The organism is Pediococcus sp. EKM201D, from assembly GCF_011800215.1.
Taxonomy (GTDB): domain Bacteria; phylum Bacillota; class Bacilli; order Lactobacillales; family Lactobacillaceae; genus Pediococcus; species Pediococcus pentosaceus.
The window spans coordinates 1-26,948 of record NZ_JAALFK010000006.1; the positions used below are offsets into that span (position 1 = coordinate 1).

The 26,948-nt window shown below is 39.8% G+C and carries 25 protein-coding genes and 1 tRNA gene; 4 read left to right on the forward strand and 22 right to left on the reverse strand.

The annotated features are described in order from the left end of the window. Positions 1–381: 381 nt before the first annotated feature. The 7 genes from HFC68_RS08135 to HFC68_RS08165 all read right to left on the reverse strand — a co-directional run bounded on the left by HFC68_RS08135 (position 382) and on the right by HFC68_RS08165 (position 6,930). Positions 382–1,416 (reverse strand): lysylphosphatidylglycerol synthase transmembrane domain-containing protein, encoded by a 1,035-nt coding sequence (locus tag HFC68_RS08135; RefSeq protein WP_167399772.1) that lies wholly within the window; start codon positions 1,414–1,416, stop codon positions 382–384. Positions 1,417–1,429: 13 nt separating this feature from the next. Then, on the reverse strand, positions 1,430–2,446 hold the full coding sequence (locus HFC68_RS08140; protein WP_167399773.1) for a glycosyltransferase family 4 protein: 1,017 nt from the start codon (positions 2,444–2,446) through the stop codon (positions 1,430–1,432). A 48-nt stretch (positions 2,447–2,494) separates the two neighbouring features. Next, positions 2,495–3,670, reverse strand: coding sequence for a glycosyltransferase family 4 protein (locus HFC68_RS08145; protein WP_167399774.1), 1,176 nt, complete (start codon positions 3,668–3,670; stop codon positions 2,495–2,497). An 89-nt stretch (positions 3,671–3,759) separates the two neighbouring features. Beyond that, positions 3,760–4,533 carry an alpha/beta fold hydrolase gene (locus tag HFC68_RS08150; RefSeq protein WP_167399775.1) on the reverse strand — a complete coding sequence of 258 codons (774 nt, stop codon included), beginning with the start codon at positions 4,531–4,533 and terminating at the stop codon, positions 3,760–3,762. A 72-nt stretch (positions 4,534–4,605) separates the two neighbouring features. After that, complete coding sequence (gene ptsP, locus HFC68_RS08155; RefSeq protein WP_002833901.1) at positions 4,606–6,330, reverse strand: phosphoenolpyruvate--protein phosphotransferase; 1,725 nt, start codon at positions 6,328–6,330, stop codon at positions 4,606–4,608. Then, the gene (locus HFC68_RS08160) at positions 6,330–6,596 is read right to left on the reverse strand and encodes a phosphocarrier protein HPr (protein WP_002833902.1); all 267 of its coding nucleotides are present in this window, start codon (positions 6,594–6,596) and stop codon (positions 6,330–6,332) included. Before HFC68_RS08160 ends, ptsP begins: the two co-directional genes overlap by 1 nt. 145 nt (positions 6,597–6,741) lie before the next feature. Then, on the reverse strand, positions 6,742–6,930 hold the full coding sequence (locus HFC68_RS08165) for a hypothetical protein (protein ID WP_002833903.1): 189 nt from the start codon (positions 6,928–6,930) through the stop codon (positions 6,742–6,744). Between the two features lie 204 nt (positions 6,931–7,134). Between HFC68_RS08165 and HFC68_RS08170 the strand changes: the two genes are divergently transcribed. Then, complete coding sequence (locus HFC68_RS08170) at positions 7,135–9,354, forward strand: ATP-dependent Clp protease ATP-binding subunit (protein WP_029257840.1); 2,220 nt, start codon at positions 7,135–7,137, stop codon at positions 9,352–9,354. 54 nt (positions 9,355–9,408) lie between these two features. On the opposite strand, the gene HFC68_RS08175 is transcribed toward HFC68_RS08170, so the two are convergent. The 8 genes from HFC68_RS08175 to recX form a co-directional block, all read right to left on the reverse strand. After that, a complete protein-coding gene (locus HFC68_RS08175; RefSeq protein WP_002833905.1) occupies positions 9,409–9,771 on the reverse strand; it encodes a DUF1634 domain-containing protein in 363 nt (120 codons plus the stop codon). Continuing rightward, positions 9,771–10,616 (reverse strand): sulfite exporter TauE/SafE family protein, encoded by an 846-nt coding sequence (locus tag HFC68_RS08180; RefSeq protein WP_002833906.1) that lies wholly within the window; start codon positions 10,614–10,616, stop codon positions 9,771–9,773. The genes HFC68_RS08175 and HFC68_RS08180 overlap by 1 nt, the downstream gene beginning before the upstream one ends. A gap of 67 nt (positions 10,617–10,683) precedes the next feature. Beyond that, positions 10,684–12,858 carry an LTA synthase family protein gene (locus HFC68_RS08185; protein ID WP_029257839.1) on the reverse strand — a complete coding sequence of 725 codons (2,175 nt, stop codon included), beginning with the start codon at positions 12,856–12,858 and terminating at the stop codon, positions 10,684–10,686. 105 nt (positions 12,859–12,963) lie between these two features. Next, a complete protein-coding gene (locus HFC68_RS08190; RefSeq protein WP_061812651.1) occupies positions 12,964–14,532 on the reverse strand; it encodes a peptide chain release factor 3 in 1,569 nt (522 codons plus the stop codon). Positions 14,533–14,599: 67 nt separating this feature from the next. Further along, positions 14,600–15,004, reverse strand: a complete 405-nt coding sequence (gene tagD / locus HFC68_RS08195) for a glycerol-3-phosphate cytidylyltransferase (RefSeq protein ID WP_002833910.1) — start codon at positions 15,002–15,004, stop codon at positions 14,600–14,602. 75 nt (positions 15,005–15,079) lie between these two features. After that, a complete protein-coding gene (locus HFC68_RS08200; protein ID WP_167399776.1) occupies positions 15,080–16,210 on the reverse strand; it encodes an AI-2E family transporter in 1,131 nt (376 codons plus the stop codon). An 80-nt stretch (positions 16,211–16,290) separates the two neighbouring features. Beyond that, positions 16,291–16,845, reverse strand: a complete 555-nt coding sequence (locus tag HFC68_RS08205; RefSeq protein WP_167399777.1) for a DUF402 domain-containing protein — start codon at positions 16,843–16,845, stop codon at positions 16,291–16,293. Between the two features lie 102 nt (positions 16,846–16,947). Further along, positions 16,948–17,724 (reverse strand): recombination regulator RecX, encoded by a 777-nt coding sequence (gene recX / locus HFC68_RS08210; protein WP_167399778.1) that lies wholly within the window; start codon positions 17,722–17,724, stop codon positions 16,948–16,950. Between the two features lie 93 nt (positions 17,725–17,817). Between recX and HFC68_RS08215 the strand changes: the two genes are divergently transcribed. Next, positions 17,818–18,273, forward strand: coding sequence for a flavodoxin (locus tag HFC68_RS08215; RefSeq protein ID WP_167399779.1), 456 nt, complete (start codon positions 17,818–17,820; stop codon positions 18,271–18,273). A 101-nt stretch (positions 18,274–18,374) separates the two neighbouring features. Here HFC68_RS08215 and wecB read toward each other — a convergent pair whose 3' ends face one another. After that, on the reverse strand, positions 18,375–19,487 hold the full coding sequence (wecB, locus tag HFC68_RS08220; RefSeq protein ID WP_061812649.1) for a non-hydrolyzing UDP-N-acetylglucosamine 2-epimerase: 1,113 nt from the start codon (positions 19,485–19,487) through the stop codon (positions 18,375–18,377). A gap of 93 nt (positions 19,488–19,580) precedes the next feature. On the opposite strand from wecB, the gene HFC68_RS08225 reads away from it, so the two are divergent. Then, positions 19,581–20,819, forward strand: coding sequence for an aminopeptidase (locus HFC68_RS08225; protein WP_167399780.1), 1,239 nt, complete (start codon positions 19,581–19,583; stop codon positions 20,817–20,819). A 178-nt stretch (positions 20,820–20,997) separates the two neighbouring features. On the opposite strand, the gene HFC68_RS08230 is transcribed toward HFC68_RS08225, so the two are convergent. Further along, positions 20,998–21,975, reverse strand: coding sequence for a GMP reductase (locus HFC68_RS08230; RefSeq protein ID WP_002833918.1), 978 nt, complete (start codon positions 21,973–21,975; stop codon positions 20,998–21,000). Positions 21,976–22,213: 238 nt separating this feature from the next. Here HFC68_RS08230 and HFC68_RS08235 point away from each other — a divergent pair. After that, positions 22,214–22,287: transfer RNA gene (locus HFC68_RS08235), tRNA-Arg, on the forward strand. 262 nt (positions 22,288–22,549) lie between these two features. Here HFC68_RS08235 and HFC68_RS08240 read toward each other — a convergent pair. From HFC68_RS08240 to HFC68_RS08260, 5 genes are all read right to left on the reverse strand, one after another. Beyond that, complete coding sequence (locus tag HFC68_RS08240; protein ID WP_029257834.1) at positions 22,550–22,804, reverse strand: helix-turn-helix domain-containing protein; 255 nt, start codon at positions 22,802–22,804, stop codon at positions 22,550–22,552. Between the two features lie 299 nt (positions 22,805–23,103). Continuing rightward, positions 23,104–23,343: a hypothetical protein gene (locus HFC68_RS08245; RefSeq protein WP_002833920.1), complete on the reverse strand. Its 240-nt coding sequence runs from the start codon at positions 23,341–23,343 to the stop codon at positions 23,104–23,106. 22 nt (positions 23,344–23,365) lie between these two features. Further along, complete coding sequence (locus HFC68_RS08250; RefSeq protein WP_011673176.1) at positions 23,366–24,394, reverse strand: LCP family protein; 1,029 nt, start codon at positions 24,392–24,394, stop codon at positions 23,366–23,368. A 92-nt stretch (positions 24,395–24,486) separates the two neighbouring features. Then, positions 24,487–25,803 (reverse strand): DEAD/DEAH box helicase, encoded by a 1,317-nt coding sequence (locus HFC68_RS08255; RefSeq protein ID WP_128887500.1) that lies wholly within the window; start codon positions 25,801–25,803, stop codon positions 24,487–24,489. 6 nt (positions 25,804–25,809) lie between these two features. Then, a complete protein-coding gene (locus HFC68_RS08260) occupies positions 25,810–26,817 on the reverse strand; it encodes a Gfo/Idh/MocA family protein (RefSeq protein ID WP_023440200.1) in 1,008 nt (335 codons plus the stop codon). Between the last annotated feature and the right edge of the window lie 131 nt (positions 26,818–26,948).

The following is a 26,948-nucleotide window of genomic DNA, read 5'->3' on the forward strand; positions in this document are numbered from 1 at the left end:
ATAATCTTGCGATTTGTAAGACCCTACACTATTGATTGTCAAAATTTTGTTCAGTTTTCAAAGGTCTACTATCGTTGCCATATCAACGTTGTTAGCGCTTTTGACAACTATTTAACTATATCATCGAGAGCAATTATTGTCAACAACTTTTTTAAAAGCTTTTTTAAACAATTCCTTGTTCTCAACGACCGAGGCGTTAACCTCGCTTGACCAGTTTACCAAACTTCGTTATATCTTGTCAAGAACTTTTTTCATTTCTTTTTTATCAAGATTTGAAGTTTAACCAGTCGTACGTGCCCTTCAGAAGAGCACTTAAATATATTATCAAGATAACGGGGATTGGTCAACCCTTTTTTGAAAAAAAAATAAAAACGAGTGAAATCACTCGTTTTTAACGACTTTTACGCGGTTTACTTTATGTGGTTTAACTACAGTTGCAACCATCCCAGCGAACATTCCAAAGTAATAGGTTAGGATTCTCCAGATCATCATAGCTAAGACTAGCTTACTATTATTACCAACAAACTGAGCGAAGATGACACTAAAGCCGTATTCAGCTCCCCCTGCTCCCCCTGGAATTGGGAATAAAGAGATAACCATGAAGATTAGCACATGTAAACAAGTAACCATTACGATATTAACACCGCTCTTTCCTAAAGCTAATAGGATAAAGTACGGGATTAGATAGTAAAAAAGAAGTTGCAAGAAGGTCACCAGAGCTACTTTAGCTAGTAATCTCCACTGTGATTTCATCCTGACACTCTCTTGATAGAAGGAGTCGACCTTCTCATTTAACGTCACTTTCCAAGTTGTGTAACGTTCCTTACTGACAAAATGCTTAATTGGGATAAAAATAGCCGATATCAGCCGCTTAGTGAAGTTATGCCAATACATAATCATCAACAAGCCAATAATCACCGCTAAATGGATTAAAAAGCCAAATAAGACGAACCAAGATAAGAAACGAATTTTCTCTTCAAGGTACTGAAAGCCGATCAATAAACTAAAAATGAAGTTGATGACGACCATGGACTGGAATACCACAAACTTCATTAGGAGAACCGAGCTCGCTCGACCACCTTCAATCCCATTTTGCATTAAAGCCACCAATTGAGCGGGCTGTCCCCCCGATGAAAAGGGCGTGATCCCGTTAAACAACTGTTCAATCAGTGGAATTCGGATAGCATCCCTCCATGATAAACGATCCCCGTTGCTTTGAACTAACATTTTAGTAGCTACTGCTTCTAACCCAAGGTATAGCATAATGCATCCCAAAGCTACAAGTAGCCACCACATATTCAGATGGACAACATCTCGTGCCATCTGATTCAAATTAACGTTTCGTAATGAAAAGCCAAAAATTATAATACCAGCTAGAATCATCACCACAAGGACTACTTTATTCCTCCTTGACATAGATAAACTCCCCCTATTTGGTCAAAGATGAATAAAAGTCTAACCATATATCAGCTAGATGATCTTCAGAGTATTCTTCCGAAGCTTCGTCTGATAGCTGCTTAAACTTATTCAGCCTTTCTTTATCTTCTGATACTAATTTGAGTTGAGTATTCATATCCTCATAATCTTGAGTAGGTATATAGTACCCCTTAATAATGGAATGATACAACTCTAAGTCCCTCAACATGACTGGAACACCACAACTAAAGGCTTCTAAAACCGACATTGGGAATAATTCATTGTATGAAGGTAATAGAAATAGGTCGGCCGCATTGTAGTATTCTACCAACGTGTTACGGTCTACAATCCCCGTAAATTTTAAATTATGCGGTGGATTATCAACCACCTGCTTCAAATCGGCATATCCATCGGTTAATCGTCCAAATGAAAAGCCTCCTGCCCAGATAAAATACTTATCGGGGTTATTTTCCGCAAGTTTGATAAAATCTTTAACCCCTTTACGTTCCTGGACTTGTCCGATACCTAGCACGGTAAAACGGTTATTAACCTCCAACCGTTCCCGTACTGCATCCCGATTTACCTCTGTAAAACGGTAAAATTCGTTCTTACGGACAAAATTAGGAATATAAGTGATAATATCTCGACTAATCCCATAAGCAACTAATTTATCAATAAACGTAGGATTCACCACTACAATATGATCCATCCGCTTATAAAACGAGATAATGTATTTATAAAAAATAGAACGGAAAGGTTGTGGGATATTTAAGCTTCCCTCAATCGTTTCCGGTAAAAAGTGCACATACCCGACCTTAATTCCCCTTTTTTTAGAAAAGGTTGATAAATAGAAATTAGGGTCGATGGTGTGATAGTGACTAATATCAGCCTTAGTAAATTTATTGATTGAAACATCGATTTGCTTTGGAAAATGGGTCTTCAACAAACGAATGAGTTCTTCATACGCACTGCCGACGCCTTGCCCCTTTACCTTGCTAGCTGATGAAAACATGTTGACCTTAATTGGCATACCTTAACCCCTAACATTAAACAAAATTATTCTGATTTTAACCCGATTCTATTCAGAATCTTCGTCTAACTCTAAATCTGTATGTGTACTAATTGCACTACTATAGTAATCAACAACTTGCTTACCAAAATAATCCGCTGAAATCTCATAGAGTTTCTTTTCACGTGGTGCTGGATCATTATAAGCATCTGGATGTTCAATGTAGTCCTTGATTGCAGCTACTAATTGATCTTCAGTATTAAACACTTTTCCTAAAGAAATATCATCTAGTAGTTCATCTGTATAAGGACCTGACTTAGCAACCACCTTTAAGTTCGATGCTAAAGCCTCAATATATGTAAGACCTTGTGATTCAGTATCTGAAGCTGAAACAAATAAGTCAGCTAATTGATAAAAACCATAGACGTGATCATTGTTGATTTCTCCGGTAAATTGGACACTATCTTCTAAATGTAAGTCATGCACTTGGTTTTCCAGACTGGCACGCGCTGGCCCATCCCCTACAATTAGCAGTTGTGCATTAGGTACCTCTTTTAAGATGGCTGGGAAACTATCAATCACTTCTTGAATATTCTTCTCGTAGGCCAAACGACTTAGTGAAAGAAGAATAGGACTATTTTCGTCGTAACCCAATTTTTCTCGCCACTGCTTACGCTTATTTGGTTTTTGATACTGTTCTAGGTTGACCCCGGTTGGGATTACTCGAATCGGAACGTTGATGCCATACCCTTCAATCGTATCTAAAACTCGTTCACTAGGAGCAACAATTCCGTCGATATGATAACAAAAGGCCCGCGTCATCTGTTTAACATGATATGGCTTGAGCAATTTACCATTAGCAACGTAGTGCAAGTAGTCTTCGTACATGGTGTGATATGTATGAATAAGTGGTATTTTCAAAGACTTAGCCACAAACTTTCCCATCCAGCCTAGTGAAAACTCAGTTTGCGTGTGAACAATGTCCAAGTTTAACTCTTTGGCCAGCTGAGCAGCCCGAATAAATCCACTAACTGCAATCCTCCGATCTGTAAAAGATACGAACGGAACACTCGTAAACCTAAAGATGTTCCGTTCGTATACATTGGTATCGACCTTAGGATCTGTAGTAGTGAAGATATACACTTGATGGCCTTGCTTTTCAAGCTGGTCTCGTAGTGTTTTTATCGATGTAGCTACTCCGCTTACCTGCGGAAAGTAGGTGTCGGTAAACAATCCAATATTCACAGCAAATCTCCCTTTCCATACTAAATAACTATGTGTTGGTGTTAATTATATTGGTTTAAAATGTGATATGCAAACCTCGCCCGTCAACCTTAGACAAATTGTAATACTAATCGATTGAATTCAGCGGGGTCCTCTGCCATCGGAATGTGCCCCACATTTTTCATTATATTAACCGTGATATTAGCATTTAAGGCAGATAGTTCAGCGGTCTTGGTGCTATCAAAGAAGGGACTTTTTTCCCCCATTATAAACAACACTGGTTTCGTCGCCTGTTCTAAGACAAAGCGCCAATCCTTTTTCGCATGCCCTTTAACCAAAGCTCGGTTCTGAGGTTGAGAAAATGGATAGGCCGAATCAATGGCCTTAGAATTTTTGAAGACAAAATCATCAATGTGTTTATAGGCTGGACGGACAATCGGTTCGTTCATTACTTCATCAAAATTATCCTCCGCTAAATTTTTAAATCCGAGGTGCCACTGTTGATCATTTAACATCTTAGGTGACTGATCCACAAAGATGGCCTTACTCAAGAAATCCCAGCCTCGAAGGTTAATAATATTCCACAATACTGCTGCTCCCATCGAATTACCAATTCCGATGGGTTCTTTTAATTGTAAATAATCTACTAATTGTAAAACTTCATCCGCTAAATCTCCGATTTGAAGATCAACGTCCACTCGATCAGATTGACCGTGATTTAGATAATCTAATCGAATCACTCGATAGCCTCTTTGCAAAAAGAAGTTCACTTGCCCCGACCAAATTTCAGTATTGCCTCCAAAGCCCGTTAAAAACAGAATAGGTGTACCTTGTCCTTCATCTTCAAAAAAGATTTGGGCTCCCGACTTTAATTTTAATTTCATTGATTTTCCTCCTAGAGAATAAAAAAGAACCGCGACACTAAGGTCAGCGGTTCTAAAATAGTTTGCTTTAGATTAAATGTTGTCAACAGTTTCTTGAACTAACTTGATTACATCTTCGTTAGTTTCAGCTTCTGTAACAGCCTTTTCAGCTAACTTCTTCATATCGTCAGTTGTTAACTTCTTCATCAATGAACGAGTCTTCAAGATTGAAGTTGCACTCATTGAGAATTCGTCTAAACCAAGTCCCATTAAAATTGGAACAGCGATTTGATCGCCGGCCATTTCACCACACATACCAGTCCACTTGCCTTCAGCATGTGAAGCATCAATAGTTTGCTTGATTAAGCGAAGCAATGATGGGTTATATGGTTGATACAAGTATGAAACCTTTTCGTTACCACGATCAGCAGCGAATGAGTATTGAATCAAATCGTTTGTTCCAATACTAAAGAAGTCTACATACTTAGCCAACTTATCAGCAATCATAGCAGCAGCTGGGATTTCCATCATCATACCGACTTGGATTTCACCAACTTCTTGTCCAGCATCGACCATCTTTTGGCGTTCGTCATCATAGATAGCACGGGCCTTCTTAAATTCGGCTACTGTAGCAATCATTGGGAACATAATTGCTAGCTTACCGAATGCTGAAGCACGGAGCAAAGCACGAAGTTGTGTACGGAATAAATCTGTACGATCCAAACTAATTCGGATTGCACGGTAACCCAAGAATGGGTTCATTTCTTCTGGAAGTGGTAAGTAAGGAAGTTCCTTGTCTCCACCGATATCCATCGTACGAACAACAACTTGCTTGCCGTTCATGCCTTCAACAACCTTCTTATAAGCTTCGAATTGTTCATCTTCTGATGGTAACTCGGAAGCATTCATGTATAAGAATTCAGAACGGAACAAACCAACGGCTTCACCACCATTGTCAAGAACACCTTGTAAATCATCCGGTGTACCGATGTTAGCAGCTAAGTCAAAATGAACGCCGTCTTTTGAAACGGTCTTTTCATTCTTAAGTTTTTCCCATTCAGCTTTTTGAGCCTTAAATTCTTCACCCTTTTGTTGATAAGCTTTGATTTCGTCATCAGTAGGTGCAATAATTGCATCCCCTGTAAGTCCATCAACAATCATCATTTCGCCTTGTTTTACGCTAGTAGTAGCCTTTTCAGAACCAACAACTGCTGGAATTTCAAGGGTACGAGACATGATTGCAGAATGTGATGTACGACCACCAATATCTGTAATAAAGCCTTTAACGTAACGACGATCCAATTGAGCTGTATCACTTGGAGTCAAGTCGTGCGCAACAATAACGACTTCTGAATCAATCAAAGCGGGGTTAGGAAGTTCCACACCCAACAAGTGACTCATCAAACGTTTAGTAACGTCACGAATATCTGCGGCACGTTCTTGCATATAAGCATTATCAGTCATTGCTTCAAACATTGAAATAAAGTTATCCGTAACTTCTTTAGTAGCTTCTTCTGCATTAATTGTGTCGTTTTTAATTTTGTCTTCAATATTACCAATCAATTCTGGATCAGAAAGAATGGTTAAATGAGCTTCGAAAACTTCTGCCTCTTCAGCACCAAGGTTTTCTGCAGCCTTAGCTTTGATGAGTGAAAGTTCTTCTTTAGACTTTTCCAAAGCATCGTGAAGGCGTTTGATTTCTGCATCAACGTCAGTAATGTTTTTCTTTTCAAAAGAAAGATCTGGATCCACCATCAAATATGCTTTAGCAATGGCAATCCCATCACTGGCCGCAATACCTTTTAATGTGCCAGCCATTAGTCAGATAGTCCTTCCTTTTTCATTGTATCTTCAAGTGCTGCGATTGCGTCTGCTTCGTCATCACCATCAGCTGAGATAGTAACGTCTGCGCCTTGGCCAACACCAAGTGACATAACACCCATGATTGACTTCAAGTTAACTGATTTGTCTTTGTAAGTTAATTGAATGTCTGAGTTGAACTTGCTAGCTGATTGTACCAACAATGTTGCTGGACGTGCATGAATACCTGTTTCTGCAATTACATGAAAGTCGCGTTTTTCCATAATAAAATATCTCCTTTTGATTACACATATATTTTTGACCCAAATAAGTAGTGAACGTACACTAATTATTTATAAGCCTTTGATAAGAATAATATCAATTTATTAGTTGCAAAGCAAGCCCTTACATAAAACTTAAATAAATCCGCTATTTATCTTTGATACGTTCAAAGTGATAAACAACAATCCCGCCACGGTCTGCTTTTCCAATTACTTGCTTTCTTTCAGGAAATTCCATAAAACGTGGCTGGAAATCTTGGAACTCCTCTGCAGTAATCTTTAGCTCTTTGATTGAACCATCCTTTAAATCATTCAAAAGCTGTAAATAATCTCGCATGTTGTCACCTCACTTCGGTCTATTTATTCTATACCATTAAGTACTTTGTTATCAACAATAATATTACCTGATTATCCATCTTTTTTTCAAATCAAACTACTTGCACTCTGAAATAGAGTGTGTATAATTTAGGTATGGTCAATATTGGTCAAACATTATTTGACTAATTATCGTTTCATATTTTTGAAAGAAGGGAGACAGCAGATGCTTTGTCAAAACTGTCAAAAGAACGAAGCAAGCATTCACCTCTATACGAACGTGAATGGTCAACGTACAGAAGTTAATCTGTGTCAGAATTGCTATCAACTTTTAAAAAATCAACGAAATAATAACATTAATAGAAACGGAGGTGCTCGTATGGCACAAGATCCATTTGGATTTGGAAACTTAGATGATATCTTCCGTGCGATGCAAGGCGGTAACATGGGACAACCCGAAAACCTCTATGGACAACAAGTTCCCCCTACTCAACCAGGTGGTGGAAATGGTTCAGGTGGTAATCCTAACAACCGTGGCAACGGCGGATCACTTTTAAGTCAGTATGGCTTGAACCTAACTGATTTAGCTAAACAAGGTAAGATTGATCCCGTAATCGGTCGTGACAGCGAAATTGAACGGGTCATCGAAATTCTAAATCGTCGTACTAAAAATAACCCAGTTTTAATTGGTGAAGCTGGGGTTGGTAAAACTGCTGTCGTAGAAGGATTGGCTCAGCGGATTGTGGAAGGTTCTGTTCCTCAAAAGCTAGTTAATAAACAAATCGTGCGTTTGGACGTAGTTTCTCTAGTTCAAGGTACTGGAATTCGTGGTCAATTCGAACAACGTATGCAACAACTAATGAAAGAAGTTCAAGCTAACAAAGACATGGTCGTCTTCATCGATGAAATCCATGAAATTGTTGGAGCTGGTAATGCTGAAGGCGGCATGGATGCTGGTAACGTTCTTAAACCAGCCCTTGCCCGAGGCGACTTCCAATTAGTCGGTGCTACAACGCTTAAAGAATTCCGAGACATTGAAAAGGATGCGGCCCTTGCCCGTCGTTTACAACCAGTGCAAGTCGATGAACCTAGTGAAGAAGAAGCTATTAAGATTCTAAAAGGAATTCAAAAGAAATACGAAGATTATCATCATGTTCACTACACGGATGATGCAATCGAAGCAGCCGTAAAATTATCAAAACGCTACATTCAAGATCGCTTCCTTCCTGATAAGGCCATCGACCTCCTTGATGAAGCTGGTTCTAAGAAGAATCTAACGATTAACATCGCTGATCCAGAAACCATTCAAAAGAAGATTGATGAAGCGGAAGCTCAAAAGAAAGCTGCCCTTCAATCAGAAGATTACGAAAAAGCAGCTTACTACCGTGATCAAGTTTCTAAGCTTGAAAAGAACAAAGATGGTGCAACAAGTAGCGAAGAACAACCAACGGTCACTGAAGAAGATATGGAAAAGATTATCGAAACTAAGACTGACATTCCAGTTGGTGACTTGCAAAAGCAGGAACAAGAACAACTTCAAAATCTTTCAGAAAACTTGAAAGATCACGTCATTGGACAAGATGAAGCTGTCGATAAGATTTCTCGGGCCATTCGTCGTAACCGGATTGGTTTAAACGGAACTGGTCGTCCGATTGGTTCCTTCCTCTTCGTCGGTCCTACCGGAGTTGGTAAGACTGAGTTAGCTAAGCAACTTGCGCAACAATTGTTTGGTTCTAAGGATTCCATGATTCGCTTTGATATGAGTGAGTACATGGAGCCTCATTCAATATCAAAACTAATCGGTTCGCCTCCAGGGTACGTTGGTTACGAAGAAGCGGGTCAATTAACTGAACAAGTTCGTCGTCATCCATACAGCTTAGTTCTCCTAGATGAAGTGGAAAAAGCTCACCCAGATGTCATGCATATGTTCTTGCAAATCTTGGATGATGGTCGTCTAACTGATTCACAAGGTCGGACAGTAAGCTTCAAAGATACCATCATTATCATGACTTCTAATGCCGGAACTGGTGACGTACAAGCTGATGTTGGTTTTGGAGCAGCTGCTCAAGGTAAGACCCACTCCGTCCTTGACAAACTGGGAAATTACTTCAAGCCTGAATTCTTGAACCGTTTTGACGACATTGTTGAGTTCCAAGCCTTAACTAAGGAAAACTTAATGCAAATTGTCGACTTAATGATTGCAGACGTTAATAGCATGTTGGCAACTCAAGGACTACACGTTGATGTAACCAAACCAGTTGAAGAACGCTTAGTTGATTTAGGCTACAATCCTAAGATGGGTGCTCGTCCATTGCGTCGGGTAATTCAAGAACAAATTGAAGATCGCATCGCGGACTTCTATCTTGACCATCCAGCAGAAAAGCAACTAAACGCTAAGATTAAAGATGATCAAATTGAAATTACTGGTGCTCCTAAAAAAGATTAAATAATAAAAAGAGGTTAGATAAACCAATTATGGTTTACCTAACCTCTTCTTTTTTTATCCGCGATAACCAATTGCCATACCAATAATTAGAATTACTAGTACGATTGTAGTAATGACCACGTACAAACGGTCGCCTTCTTTAGCAAAGGCATATATTGAAACAATTACTCGTAAAACGGGTGTCAAAATTAATAAGAAAATTCCAAACATCAAAACCGCATAAGGTTTAAAAGCTAACACCCCATGAAAGATAGGCGTAATCCGAGTCGGTAAAGCCCCCGAATATCCAGAACCATTCTTAAATAACCATAGACCAATTCCTAATAGAATCACTAGCGCTGAAATATATACTCCCACTTGAAGGACACGCCCAATGACTAATTCCACGTGTTGCATCTCTTGTTTTTTAGCATTCATTAGATGTTCACCCCAAATCCTTTAAGAATCATTTGCAATCCCATATATAAAAGAACGGGAATAAAAATCATTCGAATCCAACGGGGTTGTAGGTGTTGCATAATCCGACTTCCCAATTGAGCTCCAAATAAAATTCCAATCGCTAATGGTCCTGCAATATCAGCATGAATGGAACCATTAAAGAAATAGACCATGGCACTGGCAGCAGCGGTGACTCCCATCATCAAATTACTGGTAGCACTAGAAGGCTTAAGTGGCATCTTCATAATGTTATCCATTGCCATAACTTTGAAAGCTCCACTACCAATTCCTAATAATCCACTGGCTAATCCGGCCCCAAACATTACGGCTGAACCGCCGGGAACATTTTCTACTTGGTAATCAACATTTTTCTTAAGAGCTTTATCATAGTAGCTACCATTTAAGTTGAGTTGATTTGCTAAACGATCATTTTTAGTACTACCTTCTTCACCACCGCCGCGACGCAACTTGCGGTACATATTCCAAGAAGAAAATACCAAGAAAGAACCAAAAAGCACAAAAAGGACGGTCGAGTTAAATATTCCGGTCATAATTGCCCCAACAATCGCCCCGACGGTCGTCGCAATTTCTAAAAACATCGCTACTCGTAAATTAAGCATCTCATCTTTTAAATATGCAATGGTTGCCCCCGAACTCGTTGCAATCACCGCGATGATACTAGCCCCAATCGCATACTTAATATCTAATCCCATTGCCACCGTTAAAACTGGAGTAATAATCATTCCGCCCCCAATTCCCAGGATGGCTCCAAAAATTCCGGCCATTAGTCCCACTAATAGTAGAATTATCAAATGACTTGCCATAAAATCGCTTCCTCTCTTAATAAAAAAACTGAGAAGCACCCCTAAAGGTCTCTTCTCAGTCTTTAAGTTACTTACTACTTTCAGATGATGAACTAGAGCTACTACTTGAATCACTGCTTGAAGACTTCGAAGCTGAGCTATCTGAAGAACTACTGCTTGAACTAGATGATTTATCAGCATTGCTTTCTAGTTCAGGAGCATCCGTTTCATAATCATCCAACGTTGATTTGCCGTGGTTTTGTTCAATCAAACTCGTCTTAGAACTTTGAGCTTTATTTAGTTGTTCGAGCGCCGACTTCATATTGTAACTGTAGTCTGACTTATTAACCTTCTTAAACCAATCCAACTTGGCAAAGCGCAAGAGATCACCATTAATAATCTTATCTGAATATTCGAGTTCTTTATTAACGTAATCTTGGATCTTTTTCACTTCTTGTTTTTGAGCAGGTGTTTCGTCTGTGACTTGTTCACCAGTGGCCGTCAAGTAGAGGTCGCCCCCGTACTTGGTATACTTCTTCGAAACAAAGTCCCCATTTCGGAACGCCACAATCTGGTTGTATTGTTTTGAATTAATATCATGTCCAAATTGGTAAGCGCCTGGCGTCTTGATGCCGAGTAAATTCAATAAGGTTGGCATCACATCAATTTCACCACTGTAGTTGTGGTTAACACCACCCTTTAGACCAGGTGAATGAATCATGAAAGGAACCTTTTGGAACATGGCAAGATCATAGTTGGTTACACCCTTCAAACCTAAGATCTTGGCAATGGCCGGCTTATGGTTGTTAGAAATCCCATAATGGTCACCATACATCATGATGGTGCTCTTATTGTACAAACCAGTTTTCTTCAAGTAATTTAGTAATTCCCCAATTGATTGATCTAAGTAATGCGCAGTTTGCACATACGGATCAACGGTTGAATCACCGGTATCCCATTTGTCGATAGAAACGTTCTTCTTTTCGATTCCGTATGGATAGTGGTTCGAGACCGTAATCAATTTAGCATAGAACGGTTGTGGTAATTGTTCCAAGTACTTAGCCGATTGTTGTAAGAAAAGCTTATCCTTCATCCCGTATCCACTAACGTAGCCCTTCTTCAATGTGTAATATTGTTTACTGAAGAAGTATTGATAACCAAATGACTTATAAGCGTTGTCTCGGTTCCAGAAACTAGCTACATCCCCATGGAAAGCGGCCGTCGAATACCCATTTTGTTGCATTAAAGCGGGCATCGATTGGAAAGTATTAGTGGTCCCGTCAGTTACCATCGCCGAACCTTCTGCCAAACCAAATAAGGAATTTTCCAGCATCATTTCGGCATCTGCCGTCTTACCTTGACCAACTTGATTGAAGAAGTTGTCGTAAGCTAAAGTATTTTTATCCTTGTAGAACTTATTAATGTTCGGCGTAATTTCTTCGCCTTTCCATTTTTTGTTAATTACAAATTGTTGAAGACTTTCCAAATGGATGATAATGACATTTTTACCCTTAGCCACCCCTTTGTATTCAACATTAGCGGGAACATTATTTTCTTTGATGAACTTCTTAATCGGATCTAATTGTGAACCCTTAGCTTCCTTTTTCTTATTGCTGTTTTCAAATGACTTAACCCCATCATACAAAGTGAAACTTTGTAGTCCTAGGTACTTAACAATGTAGTTATTATCAAAGGTCCGCGTCAATAATCCTGAACGGTTGGAATAAGCTAAAGCCAAGTTAGCTGCTAAAACCCCAATCGATAGGACCGTCACCGCAAAGGAGTTCATTAACTTGAACTTGCTTTGGTCTATCTTAACGAATCCAAACGCTAAAATAGCAATAACGAAAATTACATCAATAAAAACTAGGAAATCAGTAGTTCGTAGAATTCCCATCAAACTCTTTCCTAGATTATCGGAGGCTGACCCAGAACCCTTAATTAAATTAAAGGTAATGAAATCTGAAAACTCGCGATAATAAAGGATGTTGGCAAATAGCCAAGTCGATAAGATGATATCCATAATAATCATGTACCAGTAGGCCCACTTACCACGGATATACAATCCAATCCCGAACAAAAGTATGGCAAAACCCAGCGGGCTGATGGCGAGAATCAATTCTTGCATGCCACCCTGAACACCCAGCGTGAATTTTGTTTGATATGCTATGTACGATTTAATCCAAAATAAACCTGTAATTAGCATGAAGAAGCCAAATTTAGTATTTAGCCCCTGTCGAAATTTACCCCATAAACGATTCATGCTATCGTTCCTCCACGTGATATTTCTTGATACAACTTAACCATTATATATTAAAAACTAAAAAATTAACCCCATTTGAGGTGTTAATTTAGAAAGATTTAGTTTTTAGAGTTTGGCCGTTAGTTTAACATCTGGGTATTTACCAGCAAACCAACGTTCTGCAAATTGGTTTTCAAATAAGAACAATGGTTGTCCATAACGGTCTTTAACCAATAAGTTACGTGAAGACGACATTTTTTCATCGAGTTGTTCTGGGTCAATCCAGCGCGCAGTCTTTTTACCCATAGGTTGCATAACTACTTCGGAATTGTATTCATTTTGCATCCGGAATTGGAAAACTTCAAATTGAAGTTGACCTACGGCACCGAGAATATAATCTCCAGTAGTGTAGTTAGTATAAAGCTGGACAGCTCCTTCTTGAACCAATTGCTTGATTCCCTTATGGAAGGACTTTTGCTTCATCACGTTTTTAGCAGAAACTTGCATAAATAGTTCCGGTGTAAATTGTGGTAATTTTTCAAATTGAATGGCATGTTTGCCAGCGTAAATAGTATCGCCAATTTGGAAGTTACCCGTATCATAAAGTCCGATGATATCTCCCGCAACCGCTGTTTCCACGTTTTCACGCGTGTCTGCCATGAATTGAGTGGAATTAGAAAGACGTAAAGTCTTACCCGTCCGGTTCAAAGTGACATCCATCCCACGATCAAATTCTCCAGAGCAAATACGCAAAAAGGCAATCCGGTCACGGTGATTAGGATTCATATTAGCTTGAATCTTGAACACAAATCCTGAAAATTCTTCTTCAGTTGGTTCGATTTCTTCACCGGCTTCATCTTTATGTGAAGTTGGTGCAGGAGCGTATTGGAGATAAGCATCTAAGAAAGTCTTAACCCCAAAGTTAGTCAAAGCTGAACCAAAGAAGACCGGAGTCAACTCCCCAGTAGCAATCTTGGCTTCATCAAATTGATTGCCGGCTTCTTTCATTAAAGAAACTTCCATCATGGCGTCTTGGAAAACACTTTCCTCTTCGATCGGATTGCTTTCCTTGAGTTCACCCTCAGCGTTGAGTTCCAAAAATTCTGGTTCATCAGTATGTAGTTCAATGCGGTTGTTGTAAATATCGTACAATCCGGCTAGTCCCTTACCCATTCCAATCGGCCAGTTCATCGGATAAGCTTCTACGCCTAAGACTTCTTCCAATTCATTAACCAAGTCTAGGGGTTCACGTCCATCCCGATCCAACTTGTTCATGAAAGTGAAAATTGGAATACCGCGCATTTTACAAATTTGGAAAAGCTTTTTAGTTTGGGGCTCAATCCCTTTAGCGGAGTCAATTACCATGACAGCTGAATCCACGGCCATCAAGGTTCGATAAGTATCTTCTGAGAAATCCTCATGTCCAGGAGTATCCAAGATGTTAATTCGTTTACCAGCATAATCAAATTGCATAACCGAACTAGTAACCGAAATTCCACGTTTCTTTTCAATTTCCATCCAGTCCGACTTAGCATAATTGCCAGATTTACGGGCTTTAACCGTTCCGGCTTCGCGCACAACGCCCCCGAAGAGCAATAGTTGTTCTGTAATCGTCGTCTTACCAGCATCCGGATGGGAAATAATGGCAAACGTCCGGCGTTTTTCCACCGCATTTTTTAAATCTTGTTGATTCATAGTAGTTCCTTTCTCTCTAAAAAATAAGATTGGAATCGTCTAGACATCCCAATCTTAGTTTGTAGTCCTAATCTTTTTTGTAATCGCCTAGTCCAAGATCTTTTTTGATCTTAGTAGTTGAGATACCAGCCGTACGTGGCAAGTAGACGACCTTGCAATAATCTTTTAGGAAATCAAATTGACCTTCCCAGTCGTCACCCATCACAAAGATATCAATGTCATGGTCCTTAACATCGCTAATCTTTTGATCCCAATCACGTTCTGGAATAACTTCATCAACATACTTGATCGCTTCCAAAATGTACTTACGATCTTCGAAAGACGTATAAGCTTTTTTGCCCTTAATGGCATTGAATTCATCAGTTGAAACACAAACGGTTAAATGATCCCCTAGTGCCTTAGCACGCTTGAGTAGACGGATATGACCTTTATGTAATAAGTCAAAAGTTCCGTAAGTAATTACTTTTGTCAAGATTTATTCTCCTTGAATTATATTATCTAACTCTGTAGATATTACCATACTACCATTATATCTACCAATTTATTATTATTTTTGAGGCTTAATTTTTTCTTCAATGGTTTCTTGATCTAACTTCCAGATGTGATGAATGAAGTTAATCAAGACTTTAACTATCGCATATGCTGGCACCGCTAAAATCATTCCGAGAATGCCAGAAATCTTTCCAGCCACCAACAATAAAATAATAATGGTCAACGGGTGAATTTGGAGTGACTTACCAATCACATTAGGATAGATAAAGTTTCCGTCCACCTGTTGAACAATCAATACCACAATAATCACTGAAACAACTTGGCCCGGTGATTGAGCAATTGCCACTAGTAAAGATGGGAAAATTCCAAAATATGGACCCACATAAGGGATGATATTGCAGATTCCCGCAATCACTCCGAGAAGTAACCCGTAGGGCTGTTGGATAATCATATAACCGATGACCGTAAACGTCCCGACAAACAAACATTCAATGACTTGTCCTGAAATGTACGAAGATAAAGTATCACTCATGGTATTAAATAAATCCACCACATTCTTACGATTCCGGTGTGGAACCACTTGGGCAACTGTGGGAATCAATTTGTAACCATCTTTTAGCATATAGAACAAGATGATTGGCACGGTAATCACCACCACTGTGGCATTAGTTAAGGTAGAAATCAGATTACCGATATGCAGGGCCGTCCCTGCTAAAAAGCCTTCCGCATACTTACCAATCTCACTATTGATATTTTTGATAAAGGGCGCAAAGTCAATCTTCTTCAACCACGAATGTTCTAACAATTGTGGGATCGTCTTTTGCAACCTTTTGACAATGTAAGGCAAGTTCCCCAGCATTTGGGAAACCTGATCAATTAAGTTCGGTAAGAAAGAACTAATTCCCCATACAATCAACGTGATAAACAGGACAAACACAATTACGATTGCTAAGGTGCGGGGAATCTTAAACTTCTTGTAACGGACCTTAGTTAACAACTTTACCAAGGGATTGAGCATATAATACAAAAAGGTAGCTAAGATGATTGGCATGAACACGGTACTAATAAACGTCCCAATCGGGGTAAACAGGAAATCAATCTTCGTACACACCCAGATTAAAGTCGCCACAATCAGTAGTTCCAAAGACCAATACATCAATGGCGTTTTTCTAAATTTTTCAAACATAACGTACTCCTCGCATGATATCGTCATTCTAATTTTAGTATTTTTTACACAAAAAGGAAGTGTTATGCACACCTCCTTTTTTATCGAGTATTTCGCTCCGCTATATTTAGATAACGTTTGTACCAAATATTAATAAACTCGACCGAAAATGGCCCACGTTTTTCATCAATCCAACCCGTTAATTCGCGAACGCTATCCAATAAAATTTTGATTGTATCTTGAGGATAGCGCCATTTTTTACTGAATTGTTCAAATTCGTCCATATCAAGTAGGCGCCGTTCGCCATTTGGAAAAACCTTTACGTCCAAATCATAATCGACATATTTTAAGGCTTCGCGATCCAACACAAACGGCGACGCAATATTACAATAATACGAAACCCCACTGTCTCGAATCATCGCCACCACATTGAACCACGTATGTTTATTAAAATACACTAGCGCAGGCTCCCTGGTCACCCAACGACGACCATCATCTTCAATGACCACCGTATGGTCATTACATCCAATAAACTCATCTTCGTTGTTTTTCAGGACCATGGTCTCACGCCAAGTCCGATGCAAACTCCCATCATGCTTATAGCTTTTTATCGCAATATACTCGCCCTCTCTTGGTCTTTCTGAGTACTGAGACATAGCCTAAGCCCACTTTCTACAGCTGAAAGCTTTGAATTTCTCTTCAATTATAACAAAATCAGCCTTAGATTTGCACCATGCTTTAAGCTTTCCTACAGAATTCTATAACTCGTTTTCACGCATGAACCGTTCAATCAAGTCAATTTCAAAGCCTTTGTTGTACAAAGCCTGCTTGATTTTGGCTTTTTTACTATAGGCAGGGAGACCCGCATGTTTTCGAATTAAACGTTCACCCAACTTAACTAACTTTTCATATTCAGCCTCCTCGTCAACCTTAAATTCGATTTTCTGGAGTGCTAAATCAATCGTAGCCGAATTAAAGCCCTTATTCATCAAAGTCTGTCGAACTTTGAGTTTCTGTTGTTTAAGGGCGGAATTACTTTGGCGTTTTTGAATTTTGCTGCCGACTTGGACCGCCAGCTCCACTTGGTCTTCGGCAGTGAAAAGAGCAAGGCCCGTTTGGATGTAATTCTCGTAAACCCCTTTTTGACGCAAATGGTTGATTAGATAACGCGGTCCCTTGTCCCCCGTCTTCATCATCGTCCGAACGTAACTCTTGGCATATTCGGCATCATCCAGCAAGTTCAAATCAGTCAGCTTAGCTAACACAGGACCGACAACCTCTTCTGGGAAATCCAGCTTGAGGAGTTTCTTAGCCACCTCATCTTGCGTCCGCAATTGACCCGTTAAGAAATTTAAAGCCTTATTGTAGGCTTCCGCACTCGTCTCATATTCACCAATCTCTTCTAAGAGCGCGCCCGTAATTTCCATCCCTTTACTTAAACGAAAATGGATAAAGGTTTCTTCACTAATGGGAAATGCATATTCACCATTAAGAAAAACATTGTAGCGACCAGCCTTTTTCTGGGCGGTAATCATGGTAATTTTTTTAGTTTCTGCTGAATTAATGTTAATCAGCTCCTTTTTTGCTATACTTTGATAAGAATTAATTGGAAAGAAGGTTACTTAAATATGCCCACTGCTAAAGTAGTTTTTGCCACTATCACTGGTAACAATGAAGATTGTGCCGACATCATCACTGAAGCCCTAGAAGACCTCGGCGTTGAAGTCGATGAAACTGAAATTTCACAAACGGATGCTTCCGAACTAAAAGATTATGACATTAACGTCATTGTTCCTTACACCTACGATGAAGGAGCTCTACCAGAAGAAGGAATGGATTTCTTTGATGACCTCGCTGAACTTGACCTTTCTGGTAAAATCTTTGGAGTAGCTGGTTCTGGAGATACCTTTTACGCTGAATATTATTGCTTAGCGGTCGATAAGTTCAGTGAAGCCATGACTAAAGCCCACGCCATTCAAGGTGCGGAAAATCTTAAAATTAACCTTGCCCCTGAATCCCAAGAAGATTTAGACCGTTTGGATAATTTTGCAAGTAGCCTAGTGGATAAATTTAACGCCCAATAGCTATTAATAATATAAAGGGAGCTGTGACAGCTGCTAGATAACCGACAAGTTATCGTAGCTTAGTCACAGCTCCTTTATTATATCGAAAACGAATACAATGATTACTGATTTTGCCATTTAGCAATGGCGTCTAGAATTTGTTTCGACGCTGTCCCGTCTCCATACGGATTCTTAGCTTGAGCCATTTGGTTGTAAGCCTCCGCATCATTCAACAACAAGGTCATTTGTTTTTTAACCTCTACTGGATCGGTACCGACTAACTTCAAAGTTCCGGCAGCAACCCCTTCGGGACGTTCTGTCGTATCGCGGAGCACGAGGACTGGTTTGCCGAGGGATGGGGCTTCTTCTTGGACTCCACCGGAATCAGTCATAATCAAATAACTCCGAGCAGCAATGTTATGGAAGTCCAGTACATCTAAAGGAGCAATTAATTTGATTCGAGCGTCATTGCCCAATTCCTCTTCTGCCATCTGTTGAACCTTAGGGTTGAGATGGACAGGGAAAATCACTTCCACATCAGGAGTTTCGTCGACCACTTGGCGGATGGCTTTAAACACTCGTTGCATCGGAACGCCTTGGTTTTCACGGCGATGCATGGTAACTAAGATAATCCGATGTTCGGCCTTGATTTCATCAAGAACCTCATTTTGGTAATCTTTTTGGACCGTATCATGTAAGGCATCAATCGCCGTATTACCAGTCACAAAAATTTGTTTTTGTGGATGATTTTCCTGAAGCAAGTTTGCTTCACTGGTTGTGGTTGGAGCAAAATAAAGATCTGTTAGCACATCGGTCATTTGGCGGTTCATTTCTTCTGGAAATGGGGAATACTTATTCCAAGTCCGTAAACCAGCCTCCACGTGTCCAACAGGGATTTGGTGATAAAAAGCACTCAAGCCTGCTGAGAAAGTTGTCGTTGTATCTCCATGTACCAAAATTAAATCCGGGCGATCGTGATTTAAAATTTCGTCCATGCCGGATAAGACCTTACTTGTAATGCTACTCAAAGTTTGACTCTTTTCCATGATGTTCAAATCATAATCTGGTTTAATCTGGAAAATTTGTAAAACTTGGTCGAGCATTTCACGGTGCTGGCCAGTCACCACCGTGATGGGTTCAAACCGGTCGTCATTTTTCATGGCCTTAACCACTGGTGCCATCTTAATGGCTTCTGGTCGTGTCCCAAAGATACTCATTACTTTAATCTGCTTCATTTTATAGCCACCCTTCAACTTCTAAGAATATTATATCAGCATTCCTGCATAAAATATGCTAGGATAGTAAAAAAATAAGGAGGTTTTCCCAGTATGAATGACAGCGAACTTGAAAAAAATTTAAAGAAGTATGCCCAATTAATCACCCGTGTTGGCGTGAATGTTCAAAAAGGACAAACGATTATTCTAAATGCTTCCGTAACGCAAAAACATCTAGCCAACCTGATTACCGCCGAAGCCTATGCTTTAGGAGCCGCAGACGTAATTTTAGAATGGAGCGATATTGAAACTACTCGCCAATTCTTAATGCATGCGTCTGAAGCACGGATTGGTCAAGTTTTTGATTACGAAAAAGATAAATGGCAATTCTTAGCCGATCAGCGCGTATCTCGTATCAATTTAATTAGTGATGACCCTAATGCCCTCGCCGAGGTTCCTAGCAAACGCATCGCTGCTTACCAAGCTGCCCAAGGTTTAGCTAAGCGCCCAATCATGCAAGTCACTACTAACAACGATATTAGCTGGCTGGTGGTGGCCGCCGCTGATCCTAAGTGGGCTGAATTGGTCTTTCCAGAATTAAAGGGCGATGAGGCCGTCCAAGCTTTATGGCAAGCCATTTTCAAAACCACGCTGGTCGATCAAGCAGATCCGGTTGCAGCTTGGCAAAATAAAATTGCGGACCTTGCTCACCATGCGGACTGGCTTAATCAACAAGCTTTCGCTGCCTTGCATTACCAGGCCCCTGGAACCGATCTTACTGTAGGTTTACCTAAAGGTCATATCTGGGTCGCCGCTGATGCAAAGGATGCAGCTGGGAACACCTTCGTCGCTAATATTCCTACAGAAGAAGTTTTCACTGCCCCAGATAATCTCCACATCGACGGTACCGTCACTTCGACGAAACCGCTAAGCTATGGAGGCACGATTATTGAGGGAATTCACCTCACTTTTGAACGGGGTAAGGTAATTAAAGCTGCCGCTGATCGTGGTGAAGAAGTACTCTTACACCTCCTCCAAACCGACGATGGTGCGAAATCACTCGGTGAAATCTCTTTGGTTCCCGATGATTCACCAATCTCACAATCAAATACAATTTTCTTCAACACCCTTTTTGATGAAAATGCTTCTGACCACATGGCGTTGGGAGAAGCTTATCCATTTACCATCGAAAACGGAAGTTCGATGACTCCAGATGAATTACAACGTCATGGCATGAATATCAGTCAGACCCACGTTGATTTCATGGTTGGCTCGGATCAAATGCACATTGATGGAATTAAACCCGACGGTAGCATCGTTCCGGTTTTCCGAAATGGTAACTGGGCTAAATAATAATAATTAATTAAAAAAAGGCATCGGTCGCAAATTGCGATTGATGCCTTTTTTTCTGGTTAACCCAGTATAAGCACAAACCTTTAGTTCAGATTTGCGCTTAAGTTGAGTTATTTTTTTAGATTTTGGTATTGGAGATGTGTGAGCAAAACCGGGTTGGTTTCATCCACACTCTTTTTTACAATACATCACCATTAAAAATCGAATTCTTCACAATCACATAATCGACCTTACGGATGGCTTCCAAATCTCTACCGCCCGCATAGGAAATCGATGATTGGAGATCTTCACGCATTGCTTGGAGTGTATCACGTAAATGTCCACGTTGATGGATCCAAATCTTCTTACCTTCAACGTTTTTAGCTTCACCCTTTTGGTATTGCGAAGCACTACCGAAGTATTCTTTATACTTCACGCCATCTTCCACCTTAGTTTCACCTGGTGATTCGATATGTCCGGCAAATAATGAACCAATCATCACCATAGTTGCACCAAATCGAATTGATTTAGCAATATCACCATGAGTCCGAATTCCTCCATCAGCGATTAATGGCTTACGAGCCACTTTAGCACACCAACGGAGAGCTGATAATTGCCAACCACCAGTTCCAAAGCCGGTCTTAATCTTAGTAATACATACTTTACCAGGTCCGATTCCGACTTTAGTTGCATCGGCACCAGCATTTTCCAGTTCACGGACTCCTTCTGGCGTTCCAACGTTTCCTGCAATCACGAAAGCAGCTGGTAATTTTTCTTTAATGTAGTGGATCATGTCGATTACACTTTGAGCATGACCATGAGCCACGTCGATGGTAATGTAATCGGGAGTAAGATTTTCTTCAGCAAGTTGATCAATTAGTGCATATTCATCGTCTTTAACCCCAACACTAATTGAACTGATCAAGCCTTTGTCTTTCATCTTTTTAACAAAGTCCATTCTTCTTTCAGGTTCAAAACGATGCATAATGTAGAAGTATCCATCCTCAGCTAACTTTTCAGCAATCTCTTCATTGATGATAGTTTGCATATTAGCTGGAACCACAGGTAGTTTAAAACGATGTTCTCCCAAGACCACTGTAGGATCACATTCGGTTCTACTACGGACGATACATTTTGCTGGAATTAATTGGATGTCTTCATAGTCAAATACTTTCATTTTTGTCCCCTCGAAGTGCATAAATTTGGTGTACTTTTGTCACCACGAAATAATATACACTAACTTTAAATATAAAACAAGCATTTAATGTTCGCTTTCTTCTTTGTATCAGCACAACCAAAGTCCTAAAAAGACCGTATCAATTCAATTTTAACGAAAGATAACCCATAAAACGTTATAAAAAGGCTCATCCACTGCTTTACATCGTTAAAAAATCGTGCGAAAATAAACTAGTTAAGTCTCCGTGGCTCAACTGGATAGAGCAATCGCCTCCTAAGCGATAGGTTGCGAGTTCGATTCTCGCCGGGGACATTTGAATACAGCTAGAAGTGTTGATAATACTGGGATTCGTTAATCATATGCGAACCAAAACAAAAAATCACTCAATCGAATTAAGATTGGGTGATTTTTTTATATCAAATTAAACTAAAAAGCCATCTAGCCCAACAACATTGGATCAAATGGCTTTTCGGTTAGGACTGTAAAAAAGAATTTCCTAATTTCTATCGATGTAGTCGGCGTCGACCTCTAAATTAGAAGTCTAATCCAGCTACCTGTACTCTAAGTCAAAAAATTATTTGTTTTCTTTAGCTTTGTTGATGTCTTCTTCTTTTAGTTCTTCGTATTTAACTCCTGTGACTTTTTCCATACCATCACGAGTTACAACTAACTGCTTACCGAACTTACGGATGGTGCCTTCCGGAAAGCGCTTTGGATATTTGTTATAAATTGTGCGAACATAATCCTTTTGCTTGCCCCACATCAAGCTAGCTTCGCGACTGCCAATCAGTTCATCAGAGTTAAGATCAATCTTTTTTGACATTGTCATTCCCCTTTTCTCTATCAATAATATTACAATATACCGTTGGATATGCTTACAATATTTATAATAGCAAAAGCAACTATAAAATACTTATCAAAAGCCTCATACATCGTTAAGTTTAGATAAACTTAATAATGTACAGATAATTCCTTATACGTCTTTAATGTAGTATTTTTATTGTACACAATCTAACTTCATGTATTTTATCATAAACAACCCTTTTTTGCTTACAAAAATAATACATCTTAACAAAAAACTCTAAAATTGGCGGTTAAGTTACGCCAAATTTTAGAGTTTTCCTAACCCTATTTTTTCTTAGCTTCACTCATTCGAACGACTACCCGTCCGTGAAGGTCATGCAACTCCTCCGAGCGTGGATTAGAAACGCTGTTCGGATCAATTTCAATTAAAATTGAGTTTTCATAAACTTTACCAACGGTTCCTTCGAATCCAGTTGGTAGCAAATCGGTCTTTGCTACGGTAACTTCGTCACCAACATCAAATGGTTTTTTTTCTTCTTTTACTGCTTCTGACTCTGCTGCCATGATTCTATCTCCTTAGTTTTCCTTAATTTCCTGCATTGATATTAGCTGCTTCCACACTACTATCACTAGTGTTAGCACTGCTTGCAGACAGGGCTGCGGTGCCCGTCTTTTCGTGTTCTAAACTTAATCCATTGCGAATAAAGTTAGTCACCCGTTGTAATTCGGTGTTTGAAACAATTTCCATGGATTGACCATTAACCATCTGTCCATCCCCTTGAGCATGGGTTTCTTCAATGCTACCGGTTGATGAACGATAGTTTTTAGCCAAGTCGACTAGATCGTTAAAGGTAAAGTCGGTCTTAGTTTCATTAGAAATTGAATCTATAAAATCTTTGTTTAATAAGCTTGATACAGAACTGCTCTTGCTGATGATAGCAGTTAACACTGCTCGTTGTCTAGTCTGACGTCCATAGTCATTTTGAGGATCATCGTAGCGCATTCTTGAATAAGCCAAGGCTTTCTTCCCGTTCATATGGGTTTTAACCCCTTTAGTAAAGGTATATCCATCATACGTAAAGCTCAAAGTTGGCGTGATGTCTACTCCACCAGCTTCGTCAACAACTTTTTCCATACCACCCATGTTAACTAAAACATAGAAATCAATCGGAACGTTGAACACTTGTTGAACAGTTTTAATCGCCGTTCCAGCTTGACCAAAGGCGTAAGCAGCATTGATCTTAGAAGGTGACTTCGATTCATAACCTGGAATAGTAACACCTAAATCACGCGGAATACTAGTAATCGTGGTCTTTTTAGTCTTCGGATTAATGGTTACCACCATCATACTATCCGTCCGTCCTTTATATGAACGACCTAAAGCCCCCGTGTCAGTTCCCATTAATAAAATCGAAATGGGCTTCTTACCATTTAACAAACTATTTGTATTACGTTGTTTTTTAATTCCTGCACTACTATAGGTATTATCCACGGCATTTTTCACATTTTGATACTTCCGAAAACCGTAGACCCCTCCTCCAAGTAAAATAACTGCCAGAACGATTAAAATCGTGTTTCGCACAGTATGCGATTTTTTTGTATGTTCTCTACGCATAAAAATATACCCACCTTTCAACAGTGACTATATTACACTATTTAGGCCTTTTTTTAACTATAAAAAATATAATTAACCAAAATTCAATAAATTTATAACTCTTTCTTAACGCGCCGCATTCCTTTACGCTTAGAATGTTTCTTTTTACCCTTCTTCTTGGGGGTTGCGGGAGGGTTATCAAATTGCTTTTGACTCTTTGCTTTAGAGTTTTTAGGAGTCTTAGTCCCAGCTTGTGACTTTTGTTCAGGAGCTGATTTTTTGGTTGAAGTTGCCTTGATTGATGGTGTTTTAGGTGCTTCAACGTATTCACTAGCCAAAATGATTTTCCGATTTTGGATGGCTAATTTTTCAGCCTCAATGCCCAATTCCTTTGTCATCTTTCGTAAGTCACGAATATCATGATCATTTCCCAGACTGATGACATACCCATCTTGTCCCATCCGACCAGTCCGCCCCACGCGATGCGTATAGGTAGTAGCGTTGTGAGGAATATCGTAGTTAATCACCGCTGGTAAACGATCGATGTCTAAGCCTCGAGCCGCTACATCAGTTACCATTAATAGTGACAATTCCTTTTTCTTAAAACGTCGCATGGCCGCTGCACGATCGATTTGGACTTGATGTCCCGCAATTTTACCGACATCTACGCCTTCATGCTTCAATAAAGCCGCTGTCTTTTCCATCGTCGAAACGTGGTTAAAAAAGACCAGACCTTGGAAGTTTTTGACTCGACTAAGTTGTTTTAAAATGCGCGCTTTCATCTTTTCAGGCACTTCAATCCAACCATGTTGAACGTGACCGCGAGTGTTGTCTTCAGCACGGACGTCCACCACTTGTGGATGCACATCAAACCAAGCTTCCAAATCATCTAGCGCTAAATCGTTAGTAGCGGAGAAGAAACTTAATTGCACATCAGCTAGGAGTTGATCTTCAATTTGGCGGGTTCCTTCAAGGTTTTCACCAGTTAGAAGTTCATCGGCTTCATCAATGACCAAGCTTTGAATTTCACTCACTTTTAAGCGACGTTCGTTAATTAACGTTAAAACTCGACCAGGAGTACCGACCACGATTTCCGGTTTCTTCTTCAAGCGTTCGATTTGACGTTGGACGTTGGCACCCCCTGTAATCGAAGTGACCCGAAGTCCAATCAAAGCTGCCCATTCGCGGAAAACATCCGTCGTCTGAATGGCAAGTTCTTGTGATGGAGATAGTACTAATAATTGAGTTCCATCGCCAGGCGTGATTTTTTCCATCAACGGCAAGGCAAATGCGAGGGTCTTTCCCGAACCAGTGGGTGATAGTCCGAGCACCGATTCCCCATTTCGAAGGGGTTCAGCGACTTTTTGTTGAATCAAAGTCGGTTCTGCAAAACCCTTTTCGTTAAAATGCTTTTTAAATAAATCATTCATTAATGTTTAGTCCTCTTCTTTTTCATTGGTAAAATATATCTTACCATTTTGACGGAGATTATATAGTAGTTTATTTACATTTCGACTTATTTCTAGCCAATTTTGATAATCGGTGGCGTTTTTTTCATTTTCCGGATCATTAATAACGCGCGCAAAGTCCCGTGCTTCTGCAATCATCGGATTGTCATCTGGTGCTTCACTAATCACCGTTCGTTGACCTTGAGCGTCAATATATTCAACTTGATTAAGCTCAGCCGCATTATCCATGACGATACTGTCCTTAACGCCATAGATTTCAGACGCAAGTTCTGAATTAACGTTCTTCCCAATATTTAAAGTCACATCAAATTCGGGATAGCGTAGGATGGCAACGCCCTTACCATCAGCTCCTGTCCGCAACTTTTGGGCGAAGTAAGCCACTTCTTCCGGCATCCCAAACCAAGCTACTGCATCGTATGCAAGGTAAACACCTAAGTCCTGGAGAGCTCCACCAGCAAATTTCAATGAGAAAATGTTTGGTTCGTTGCCAGCGAGGTAGCTATCATAACGGCTGGAATATTTAGCATAGGTTAACGTAGCCCCTTGGACTAATTCCAACTCGCCGACTTGTTTTTGAATGGCTTGGAAATTAGGTTCATGTAGGTGCCGAGCCGCTTCAAATAAACGAGCTTTTGGATGGGCTTCTAGAGTTTGATAGAGTTCTTCCCATTCCGTCGGATTAGCGACGATTGGCTTTTCTACTACCGCAGCTTTGTCCGCTGCCAAGACTTGTTGGGCTTGTTGAAAATGCAAACTGTTTGGCGAAGCAATGTAAACGGCATCAATTTCGGGGTCGTTAGCTAAGTCTTCAATCTGATCATAGAACTTAGTAGCACCATTCTTTTCACCAAATGATTTTGCTTTTTCAATGGTCCGTGAATATACCCCAACTAGCTTCCATTCGTTGGTAGCGTGAGCAGCGTCAACGTATTGTTGTGTAATCCAATTAGTACCAATAATTCCAAATTTAATCATGGTAGTTCCTCCTTTTAATTTCATACTTCTATTTTACCTTAAAACTACAGTATTACGGAATTATTTCACTTTAATTCATTTTATTAACAACTCCTAAAAACAGAGTCTTTTCACTACTTCCCCGGTTTAAT